General features: G+C 55.9%; 3 protein-coding genes. 2 read left to right on the top strand and 1 reads right to left on the bottom strand.

Features of this window, described 5'->3' with window-relative positions; all coding sequences use genetic code 11:
- Positions 1 to 17 precede the first annotated feature (17 nt).
- On the bottom strand, positions 18 to 794 hold the full coding sequence (locus NNO03_RS15625; protein WP_271449935.1) for an MBL fold metallo-hydrolase: 777 nt from the start codon (positions 792 to 794) through the stop codon (positions 18 to 20).
- A gap of 304 nt (positions 795 to 1,098) precedes the next feature.
- On the opposite strand from NNO03_RS15625, the gene NNO03_RS15620 reads away from it, so the two are divergent.
- Complete coding sequence (locus NNO03_RS15620; protein ID WP_271449957.1) at positions 1,099 to 2,757, top strand: ShlB/FhaC/HecB family hemolysin secretion/activation protein; 1,659 nt, start codon at positions 1,099 to 1,101, stop codon at positions 2,755 to 2,757.
- 12 nt (positions 2,758 to 2,769) lie between these two features.
- Entirely contained in the window at positions 2,770 to 12,702 is a 9,933-nt protein-coding gene (locus NNO03_RS15615; RefSeq protein WP_271449956.1) for a hemagglutinin repeat-containing protein, read from the top strand.
- The last annotated feature ends 47 nt before the right edge of the window (positions 12,703 to 12,749 follow it).

Raw genomic sequence — 12,749 nt, 5'->3', positions numbered from 1 at the left:
CGATTCCTTTGTAGAGATTAAAATGTCAGGGTTTCCCCATCTTCCGGTACGTGGACACATTGCGCAATCTGGTTGTCGCGGGCGTATTCTTTCAGAGCCGCGCGGGTCAGCAGACAGTGGTTAATCGCCTCCATATGGGTCGCCACAATTTGCGCTTCGGGTAAAGTGAAGTGGGTTTTCAGCACATCTTCCGCGCCCATGATAATTGGGCCAAACCCGATGACGTGGGCAAAACCCGCGTTCAGAACCACCACGCCTGGCTGGAAGGTATGCATGTTGGCTTCCACCTCGTCGCGCCAGACGGTGTCCCCGACCAGATACAATGTTTTTTCCGCCGGATGCATAAAGATAACGCCACAGGCATCACCCAGGCGCTCTGCCATTTGTGGAATGGCATAGGCGCGATCTGAGCCGTGCTGGCCGCCGGTTTTACGCAGAGTGATAGCGCCGACCACGGTATTGTGCGTCAGCACGGTGAGTTGTGTGAAACCCTGCTCCCGCAGTACGTGTGCATCATGGTCATTTTGCACATAGATTGGTTTGTCTTTCGGCACGACTCGAGCGGCAACCTCGTCCCAGTGATCTTCATGCAGATGGGTCACGATCAGCGCATCGACATTTAGCAGGGTATCGATGTCGATGGGCAGGTCGACGGTTGGGTTGCGAATTTCGGCACGTGCGGTTCCGGCAAAACCCGGATATGCGCCTTTCGCGGCCAGCATAGGATCGACCAGAAAAGTCATTCCACCAAAGGTGATGTGCTGTGTGGCATTACGGATTTGCGTGATGTTCATGGTGTGCGCTCTACGTGTTGGGTTAGTGGTGTCATCGTAGAGTGTTGTCCAGAAGATGAATGTGGGCAAATGGGCGACTAACGATGGGATTGGGCCAATAGGCGGGTCATTGAACGTAACAGGAGAACGTATTTAATTGTGGACCGGGCAATTTTCCTAAAAAGCAATAGGAAAGCGGTTACAAATTGAATATCACCGTGTCATTTATTTACATTTTGTGCCTTTTAACCTAGTTTGCTCATTTTTTAACAGCCATGATGGATTATGGAAAATGGGGCTGCGGGTGAAGATCAGGGACGTCGGGATTACTTTTTTACTGTCAGGGTGGGCTCTGTTATTGACCACCACGGGGCACGCCGCGCCTTTATCTCCTGCCGATCGCAGTTCCGTTCAACAACAGCAGCAGCAATTGCTTGATGAGAATCAGCGCCAGCGCGAAGAGTTAGGCCGTAGCGTGATCCTCCCTGAATCAGAAAGGTCAACGCTTCCTGCCACGCCCTCTGGTGCCTGTTTTACGACCTCTCGTATCGATATTGAGGGGGCAAACCAGTTATCACCCAAAGCCGCCAGAAAATTAACCGCGCCGTGGGTGAATCAGTGTCTGGACATCGCTCGTCTGACGGCGCTGACGAACGCGATTTCTGACTGGTACATCAGCCGCGGTTTTATCACCAGCCGTGCTTTTTTAAACGAGCAGGATCTCTCCTCCGGTGTGCTGCACATTGCGGTACTTGAGGGAAAATTGCAGGAGATTCGTCTCGAAGGTGTCCCGTCACGCACGCTGAAAATGACCTTCCCGGGACTGGAAGGAAAAATCCTTAATTTGCGCGATCTTGAACAGGGCATGGAGCAGTTGAACCGGGTTCGTCAGACGCCAGTGGAAATAGAAATTTTACCCGGCAGCCAGCAAGGTTTCTCGATAGTTAACCTGACGGCTGCCCCTGAATTCCCCGTTAACGGCTCCGTCAGTTTTGATAACAGCGGACAAAAGAGTACCGGTACCGGACAACTGGGCGGGGCATTATTTTTCAATAATATGCTTGGGCTGGCGGATAAATGGTTTATCAGCGGCGGGCGTAGCAGCGATTTTTCCAGCAGTAAAGATGCGCAGAACGTTGCTGCTGGCGTGAGTGTTCCTTACGGCTACGGATTGCTGGATTACAGCTACAGCTGGAGTAACTACCTCAGCACTATTGATAACAATGGCTATGCCTGGCGTTCGACTGGCGACAGTGAAACCCATCGTCTGACCGGCTCCTGGGGGCTGTTTCGCAATGGCGATATCAAAACCGTGGCTGCGCTGGGCCTGACCCATCGAATAAACCGCAATAAATTGAACGAGGTATTGCTGGAGACCAGCAGCCGCAAACTTTCCAGTATTTCACTGGGTATCAACCATACGCAAAAAATCGCCTCCGGTGTTGCCACGTTCAACCCCACTTTTACCCAGGGGGTGCCGTGGTTTGGCGCAGAGAATGACAAGAATAAACAGGGTGATGTTCCGAAGGCAGAATTTCGCAAGTGGAGCGTCAGCGGCAGCTTTCAGCGACCGCTGACAGAGAATCTGTGGTGGCTGAGCAGCGTCTATTTTCAGTGGTCACCGGACCGGCTTTACGGCAGCGAACGCCTGACGCTGGGCGGTGAAACATCAGTACGTGGCTATAAAGAACAATACATTTCAGGAGATAACGGCGGCTACTGGCGTAACGAAGTGAATTATTCGCTGTTTACGCTGCCGGTATTCGGACAGATTGGCGCGATGGCGGCATTTGACGGCGGCTGGCTGAAACAGGATGGCTTTGATCGTTATGCCTCCGGCACGTTGTGGGGGGCCGCGCTGGGATTAACCAGTTCAGGGCGCTGGTTCTCCAGTCAGTTTACCGTAGGAATGCCAGTGAATTATCCGGACTGGCTGGCACCGGATCATCTCAATTTGTATTACCGTATGGCCGTGGCATTTTAAGGAAGCAGGATGATGAAAAAGGATCAGATTCGTTTCTCTCAGCGTGTACTTAGTGGGGTATTGAGCGCTCTGTTAGCCACGCAGCCGCTGTTTCCGGCCATAGCTGCCACCATCACCCCTGCCGGCAATACGCAAATGGATAAAGCCGCCAACGGTGTTCCGGTAGTGAACATCGCTACGCCGAACGCGTCCGGAATTTCACACAACAAATATAACGACTACAACGTGGGAAAAGAGGGGCTGATTCTTAACAACGCCACCGGGCAATTAAATCAGACCCAGCTTGGCGGCATTATCCAGAACAACCCGAACCTGCGTTCAGGAAAAGAAGCGACAGGGATCATCAACGAAGTTACCGGGAGTAGCCGTTCACAACTCCAGGGCTATACCGAAGTGGCGGGGAAAGCTGCCAACGTCATGATCGCCAACCCTTATGGCATTACCTGTAACGGGTGCGGATTTATCAACACGCCTAACGTCACCCTGACTACCGGTAAACCGGTGCTGGATGCTAACGGGAATCTGCAGTCGCTGGATGTAAGTAAAGGCAGCATTACCATTGAAGGCAAAGGGCTGGATGGTAGTCAGGGCGATGCGGTGTCGATTATTGCCCGCGCCACGGAAATCAACGCGGCGCTGCATGCAAAAGATCTCAGTGTGATCGCTGGAACCAACCGCGTAACGGCGAAGGGACAGGTGAGCCAACTACAAGGCGAAGGAGAAGCGCCAAAGGTGGCGGTGGATACCGGGGCGCTTGGCGGCATGTACGCCAATCGAATTCGTCTGGTTTCCAGTGAGAAAGGATTGGGGGTCAACCTCGGGAATCTGAATGCCCGTCAGGGTGATATCACGCTTGATGCGAATGGAAAACTAACCGTTAAGTCCAGCCTGGCCAGTGGGGCTATCTCCATGAAAGGGCAAGATATTGCGCTTTCTGGCGATCATAAAGCAGGGGGGAATGTATCCGTCGCCAGCCAGAGTGACATCGCCCTGAATGAAAGCGCACTGGTCAGTGATAAAACCCTGCTGCTGACTGCGCAAGGAAAGCTGGAGCAGAAGGGCGGCGCGCTTACTGCGGGTCAGGATATTGTGCTGACAGCCGGCGATATAGCCCAGCAGCGTGCGGCGCAAATGGATGCCGCCGGAAATGTTTCGCTGACCGGGCGCAATCATGTTGCCACGCAGGGAACGGTCACTGCCGGAAAACAGCTTAATGTTAACGGCGATTCGCTGAGTAACGGCGGCCAGTGGAGCGCGGGTGACGCCGCCCGTATTCAGGGCGGCAGCGTAACCAACAGCGGTGTGATGCAGGGGACATCGCTGGATATTGCCGCCACGCGTGATGTTAATCTTAGTGGCCAGCTCAATGCGGCAGATACGCTGACGATTAAAGGCCAGCATATCTCTACAGCCACGGATGCTCAGATGCAAAGCGGGAAGAATATTGCCCTGCAAGCCGGGACGGTAAGTCTGAATGGCACCCATGCGGCGAAAAATAACCTGACCGTGACGGCAAACACACTCACCCATAACGGTAAATCGAGCGCCACGCAAATGAACCTGAACGTGGCGCAAACTACCACTCAAAACGGTACGCTGGTGGCAGATAGCCTCAAACTCGACAGCCTGCATATCGCCAACAGCGGTCTGCTGCAGGGTAACGCAGCGTTGAATCTGCAGACCGATAATCTGCAAAACCTGAGCGGCGGTACTATCTACAGCCTTGCCGCTCTGGCGCTGGATATTCCTTACCTGACTAACGACGGGATTATTGCTACCGATGGCGATCTGCGCCTTGGTGGTCTTCAGTTGATTAACGCAGGCGACATTCAGGCTGACACGCTTGAGCTGCAACTGCGCGACGCGATAAATAATTCCGGGCGTCTGCTCGCACATCAGAGCGCACAACTCACGGCGCAAGCGCTGGAAAATAACGGCATGCTGGTGGCGAATACTCTCACTCTCGACGGAAACACTATTCATAACGGTGGCCTGGTTCAGGGTAATGACAGCGCCTTGATTTCTGCGGGTACTCTGACGACGGAGACGACGGGGCAATGGTTAACCGGTAATGCGCTGACGGTGAACGCGGGTACGGTAGAACACGCCGGGGTGATGCAGGGTGATACCCTTACATTGACAGCCGATGCGCTCAATAACAGCGGTGTGCTTAACGGCTTACGTGGCCTGAAAGGGACACTGACCGGGCAACTGACCAACGTCGGGCAAATTCAAAGCGGCGGTGGGCTCTCGCTCACCGCAAACAACCTGATCAGCGCCGGGCGTATCGTGGGGGATTCGCTCACGCTTGCGGCAACGACGCTACGTAACAATGGCTTGTGGCAGGGGGCTAACGGACTGACTTTACGCAGCGATACGCTCAGCACGGACACAACGTCACTGACGCTGAGCGGCGGCGCGCTGACCGTTGATGTGGATACTCTGATCACGCAGGGCACGTTGCAGGGACAACAGGTCGCGGTGACGTCTGATGACTGGCGGCACGAGGGGGCGTTGGTCAGCCTTGGCGCACTGACGGCTGACATCAGTAACCGATTTACCCTGCCGGGCGAATTGATGAGTCAGGGAGCTCTGTCGTTAGCTGCACAGCAGTTGAAGAACGACGGAAACATCCTCAGTGAAAGTGACATTACGCTCAATGGTCAGCAATTTACAAACAGTGGGGTGGTACAGGGAAATACCCTGACGCTAAGCCAGGATCGTATTCATAACCAGGGCGTATTGATTGGCCTACAAAACCTGACGGTGGCAGCCCCGCAGCAGGAGCTGATGAATGCGGCGGGTGGGTCGCTACTGACCCAGGGAATGCTGAAAGTGACGTCCGGCGATGTGACCAACGCAGGAACGTGGCAGGGGCAATCGATTCTGCTCAATGCGCAGTCGCTGACTAACAGCGGAGCAATCCAAAGTGCGGATGCGTTACAGCTTATGCTCGTCAAAAATTTCACGTCTGCAGAGGGCAGCAAAGTCACCGCACTCGGTAATGCCACGCTCCAGGCGCTATCCCTGACGAATAACGGGCAATGGGCGGCGAGTCATTTGACGTTAAACGGCACCACGCTGGATAACGCCGGGGCGATCAGCGGGGTCAATGGCCTGACGTTAGCCATGAATGGTGAGGTCAACCAACAGGTGTCGGGTAGCATGCTCACCGGCGGCGCATTGGATCTCAATGCGGCATCGGTGGCTAACGCAGGCAGCATTCAGGGGACGACGCTAAGCATAACGTCCGGTGTGTTAACCAATAGCGGACGACTGCAGGGGGATAATGACGCCACGCTGGCGCTGAACGGTGAACTGACGAACCTGGCAGGGGGGGAAATTGTAAGCCGTCAGGGACTGGCGATCGCCACGCCCGTAATGTTTAACTACGGCTTCATTCAGAGCGGCGGCAACACACGTATTAACGCCACAACCCGCGCGCTGAACGAGGGGAAGCTGCTTTCCGGCGCCGAGTTGAGACTCGCCACGCCGCAGTATTCCGGCGCAGGCTGGTTACAGGCGACAAATCTCATTCTGAATGCGGCAACGGCCACCAACGACGGAAACTGGCTTGCCGACAGCGCAACGCTGACGGGGAGTCAGTTCACTAACCAGGGGACGACGCAGGCGGGACAACTAACACTCAATTACCAGCAGTTGACCAATAACGGTACGGTGTTAGGAACGTCTCAACTGACGGTTAATGCCGAACGCGTGAACCAGAATGCGGCTGGCAAACTGTTCAGCGGTGGCGATTTGACTCTCACTAGCCAGTCTCTGGAAGCGCTCGGGCAGGTGGTTGCGCTGGGTAATCTGACGCTGAAACTGGTGAATGCGTTCACCGCCAACAGCACGCTTGCTGCGGGCAACATCCTCACGATTAACAGCGAGGGTGCCATCGACAACCGCAACGTTATGCAGGGACAGACGGTAAACCTGACGGCTGGCTGGCAGTTGAGCAACAATGGGCAAATCACCACCGGCAGCGGTACGAGCAGCCTCAGCGGCAGCAACGTGGCGCTTAATGCCGCCGGAACGGTACAGGGTGGGGGTGACATCATGGTCACCAGTCACGGCAATATTACCGTAGACGGTTTTACCGGCACGCGCGGAACGCTCACGCTCAATACGCCGGGGGCGATCATCAACACGGCGCTGCTGTATGCGGCAAATAACATGGCGCTGTATGCCGACTCTATTACCAATCAGCGCGGCGATATTCTTGCGGGCAACAGCCTGTGGATGCAGAAGGATGCGGCGGGAAATGCCAACCGCGAGGTCATCAACACCTCCGGCACCATCGAGACGCAGAGCGGCGATATCACGATTAAAACTGGGTATCTGCTGAATCAGCGAGATGGGCTGGTGGTAAGCAAGGGTAACACTGAAGATCTGACACAACAGTATGCATGGCTGAATGAGGGATATGCCGACATTCCTCTGTCAGAGCTTACTCTGGGAATCGACTATGGCTATGTTGTTAGCGAATCCTGCAGCGGAGGCGGTAGCCCAGGGCACGGAGCTGCCCCCAGCTGTCGCGATATCGCAACACCCCGGGCGATGAAAAACAGCCCTGCGAAAGAGATCGCTATTTCACGTTCTACTCTTTCAGTCTCCGCAAACGGCGGTGCCGGGCGCATCAGTGCCGCGCGCGGGATGGTAATCCAGGCAGATCATCTGGAAAATAATGCCAGCACGTTGCTTGCGGGCGGGGATATGTCCCTTTCCGGTTCAACCCTGCAAAATCAGTCCTGGACTGACGGGACGATCACCCGTTATCGGACGTATGTTGCTGATCAGCAGGGCAACCGCTGGGAGACTCCTGCCGCTTCGGTAGACGCGGATAGATATAATAGCGGCCCGATTCACTATATCGCTCAGGGTAATGACAGGGAGGAAACCTCTGGAGGAACGGCATACCGCGCGGTTATTCAGTCTGGTGGAACTGTTCTGGCTAATTTTTCGCAAGATATCAGTAATACCACTACCACTCCCAGTGCGGGTGGGGCGATAAACACCCTCGTTACCCCTACCCTGAACGCACTCAGTAACCAGACCATCGACGCTGGGGTGCAAAAGCAGACACTGGCAGATAGTGAAGCGGTTAGCGTTAATTCGCCGCAGTGGAACGATCAACTGCAAGATGCCCTGCAGCAGATTAACGGCGGTACGCTGGATGCCGGGAATGTCGCGGATACCACGCTGGACACGGTCTCTACCGATAAGAACAGCCAGATTAATCAGGGGAAAATGGTGGATACCAGCGCGTATCCATTGCCTTCTGGTCAACACGGCTACTTTGTTGTCTCTGACGATCCGCAAAGCCCGTACCTGATCAACATTAACCCCAAGCTCGATGGTTTGGGTCAGTTGGACCCGGCTCTGTTTGCCGAGTTGAACGCACTGCTGGGGATTATGCCTGGCGATGCCCCACGTGAAACCAACAGCGCCTATACCGATCAAAACCAGTTTCTGGGATCGGCGTATATGCTGGACCGTCTCAACCTGAACCCGGAATTCGATTACCGTTTTCTTGGTGATGCAGCGTTCGACACCCGCTACGTCAGTAATGCGATGCTGAATCAGACAGGAAGCCGTTATATCAACGGTATAGGTTCCGATCTGGATCAAATGCGTTATCTGATGGACAGTGCCGCCGGCGCACAGCAGTCGCTGGGGCTGAAATTTGGCGTGGCCCTGACGGCGGAGCAAATTGCCTCTCTTGAGCAGAGCATGCTGTGGTGGGAAGCGGCGACCGTCAACGGTGAAACGGTGATGATACCGAAGCTCTATCTGTCGCCGAAGGATATCACCGTCAATAACGGGAGTGTCATCTCCGGGAATAACGTCCAGTTGGCAGGCGGTACTATCACTAACGCCGGTAGTACGTTGCTGGCGAATAACACACTGACCCTCGACAGCCAGAACAGCATTAACAATCTCAACAATGGCCTGATGCAGGCCGGGGGCAACCTCGACCTGAGCGCTATTGGTGATATCAATAACATCAGCGCCGCTATTAGCGGAAAAACGGTTCAGTTGACAAGTCTCGACGGCAGCATCAATAACCTGACGCAGGTGGAGCAGATTGACATCAATGCGTGGGATAAATACGGCAATGTGAGTTTTAAAGACACGCTGCTGGGCACGACGGCGTCGATTACCGCACAGGATGGGCTGTCGCTATCGGCAGGCACAAATATCACCGTCACGGGCGCAACGCTTTCGGCGGGCGATTCACTGCAGATGAATGCTGCGGGAGATATTGCGGTGAATGCGAATCACATTAACGATGCGCAGAGCCATGCCGGACGCTGGACTGACGAGACCAGCCGTTCATCACAGGGCTGGCAGGGAAGCAGCATCAGCGCGGGAGGGGACCTTGGCATCAATGCCGGGAATAATCTCAACCTGACGGCAAGCGACGTGAACGCTGGCGGTAGTGCGGTGCTGACTGCGGGTAACGATCTCAACCTGAATGCGGCCAGCACGCGTGAGAACAGCCGCGACGGGGGCAGCGAATCACACCGTTCCGGGCTGGATCGCACCACTATTTCTGCGGGCGATAACCTGGTCCTGATCGCGGGTCAGGATATTAACGCCCACGCGGCGGGCCTGGCGGCGGAAAATGATGTGGGTCTGCAGGCCGGACGTGATGTCAATTTGCTGGCCGAGGCCACGGCTGAAGGCGACAGTTACCACGCGAAGAAAAAAACCATCATCAATGAGTCCGTGCGCCAGCAGGGTACGGAAGTTGCCAGCGGTGGCGACACGGTCATTATCGCCGGGCGCGATGTGAATGCGCAGGCAACCGATGTGATTGCTCAGGGAGATATCGGCGTAGCGGCGGGCCGGGATGTGAATCTCATCACGGCGACGGAAAGTGACTACCACTACGAAGAAACCACCAAAACCAAAAAAGGATTCCTCAATAAAAAGACCACCCACACGATTGAGGAGGACAGCGCCACGCGTGAAAAAGGCGCGTTGCTGAGCGGTGACAATGTGACTGTAGCTGCCGGGAACAACATTCTGGTTCAGGGCTCTGCCGTCGTCGGTGATGGTGATGTGGCGCTCGGTGCCGGAAACAACGTCGACATTATTGCCGCAACCAATACCGATACCTCTTGGCGGTTTAAAGAAACGAAAAAAAGCGGCGTGATGGGAACGGGCGGGATCGGTTTTTCCATCGGCAGCAGTAAAACCACGCATGATTTGCGCGAGCAGGGCACCACCCAGAGCGAGAGCTTCAGCACTGTCGGGTCAACCGGCGGCAACGTCAGCATTTCCGCCGGTCAGCAGGTGCATATTGGCGGTGCGGATATCATCGCGCAGAAAGATATTGCTATGCTCGGCGACAGCGTGGTGATTGAGCCAGGCCATGACAAACGTACCCGCGATGAGACGTTTGAGCAGAAGAGCAGCGGCCTGACGGTGGCGCTGTCGGGGGCAGCAGGCAGCGCAGTAAACAGCGCAGTGCAGACTTCGCAGGATGCGAAGGGGGAGAGCGATGATCGTCTGGCGACACTGCAGGCCACCAAAACGGTGCTTTCTGGCGCACAGGCGGTACAGGCGGCAGCGGTTGCCCGGGCCAGCGACAAAGCGGACAGCGGGCTGGGTATCAGCGTCTCGCTGACGTCGCAGAGCGCCAAATCTGAACAACATGTTCAGACGGATACCGTGACGGGCAGTACCCTGAGTGCCGGTAATAATCTGATTATCGCTGCGACGGGCAGCGGCCAGAGCGGCAACAGCGGCGATATCCTGATCGGTGGCAGCCAGATAAAGGCGGGTGGTGACACCACGCTGGTGGCGGCGAACGATATTGTGCTGAGCGGTGCGGCAAACACCCAACAGACGACAGGCACAAACAGCAGCAGCGGGGGCGGGGTGGGCGTCGGTATCGGCGTCAACGCTGACAGTTACGGCATCAGCGTCTTCGCCAACGTCAACGGCGCAAAAGGCAGTGAAAAGGGCAACGGCACGGCGTGGACGGAGACCACGCTGGACAGCGGCGGTACGGTTTCGCTGGTCAGCGGGCGTGACGCCATCCTGAACGGGGCGCAGGTCAGCGGTGACCGCGTGGTGGCGGATATCGGTGGCGACCTGTGGATGAGCAGTGCCCAGGACAGCAATGACTACCGGTCGAAGCAGAGCAGCGCAGCGGCCGGGGGCAGCTTTACCTACGGCAGCATGTCCGGCTCAGGTTATATCAGCGCCAGCCAGGACCAGATGAAGAGCGACTACGCCTCGGTGCAGGAGCAGACGGGTCTGTTTGCCGGCGACGGCGGATTTGACGTAACAGTGGGCGGGCACACGCAGCTGGACGGCGCGGTAATTGCCTCAACGGCGACGGCGGATAAAAACAGCCTGGACACCGGAACGCTGGGTTTCAGGGATATTCATAACGAAGCGGACTTTACGGTCAGTCATGCGGGAGCCGGCATGAGCGCTGGCACCGGAGACACGGGCGGCGGGTTCAAAGGCAACATGCCGGTCGGGATGGTCACGGTCGGGGGCAACAGCGGTCATGCGGACGGGACGACGCAGGCGGCGGTAGCGGACGGGACAATAACGGTTCGCGACGCGGCGAATCAGCAGCAGGATGTGGCGGGTCTGAGCCGTGACACAGAGCATGCGAACGACAGCATCAGCCCGATTTTTGACAAAGAGAAAGAGCAGAAGCGGCTGCAGGAAGTGAGCCTCATCGGGGATATCGGCAGCCAGGCGGCGGATATCGCGCGGACGCAGGGGGAGCTGAATGCGCTGGAGGAAGCGCGGAAGGTTTACCCGGATAAAACGGTGGAAGAGCTGAAAGAGACGCAGACCTGGCGTGATGCACAGGCGGAATATGGTACGGGGAGTGATTTCCAGCGTGGAATTCAGGCAGCGACGGCAGCGCTTCAGGGGCTGGCGGGCGGAGATGCCGGCGCGGCGCTGGCGGGGACATCGGCCCCGTACCTGGCGAATATTATTGGTCATGATTTGGGATTAAGCGATGAAGCGGCGCTGATAGCGCATGCGATACTGTGTGGCGCGGCAGCGGCGATGCAGGGAAACAGCGCGGCGGCGGGAGCGGCAGGGGCTGTCTCGGGCGAGCTGGCTGCGAAAGCGATAATGGAGGCGATGTATCCGGGTAAGCGGGTCAGTGAGCTGAGCGAAGCGGAAAAGCAGACCATCAGCATGCTGGCAAGTCTCTCCGCGGGAATGGCAGGCGCTCTGGCGGGAGACAGCTCATCATCCGCAGCAGCGGGTGCGCAGGCGGGGAAGAATGCGGCGGAGAATAACCTGATGGGCGGGAGCGAGGATGCGCAGGCAGCATGGATACGTCAGCATGGGATAGATATGGCGAGTTGTTCTGATAACCCTGGCGGGGCCGCCTGTCAGAAAGCGATAAATGAGCGTGATGCGGTAGGGTTGGCGCTTGCTACAGGTAGTGTTGCTCTGTTACCGGGTGGCGCTCAGGCTATGTGGGGTCTTGGAGCCGGTGCGAATGCAGGCGTCAGTTATCTGGCGGATGGCACGATAGATCCGGCAAATGCGGCTATTGCTGGCTGGGTAAACGTTATCAGTATGGGTAACGGCTTGGCGGGTACCATTGGCTGGAATGCTGCGGGTGGTGCATTAGGAAACTGGATAGACGATAAAGATCCTATAACTGGAGCAATAACAAATGGTATTGGTGCAGGCATTGGTTACGGTATAGGCAAAGGCATTTCCTGGGGAGCAAATGCCGGAGCAAACTGGTGGAAAGGTGGCTGGAATCCGAAATTTAACCCGACACTTCAGAAGTATACTGAAGTAAAAGGTGATTTTGGTATTTCGAAGGAAATGACGCCAAGTAATTTCCCCAGTTCGATTGGTGATATTGGGGGAAGTATAACTTCAGAATTAGGAGGGAAGTATACAGAGCAAAAAATGAAACAAGGGGAAAAGAAATGAGGTCAATAGCGCTTCTTGTTTTCTTTGTTCTGATTAGCATGTTGTCT

The organism is Citrobacter sp. Igbk 16 (assembly GCF_028069755.1).
Classification (GTDB): domain Bacteria; phylum Pseudomonadota; class Gammaproteobacteria; order Enterobacterales; family Enterobacteriaceae; genus Citrobacter.
The sequence above is the reverse complement of the archived record's forward strand: the minus strand, read 5'-3'. Positions and strand labels throughout refer to the sequence as shown.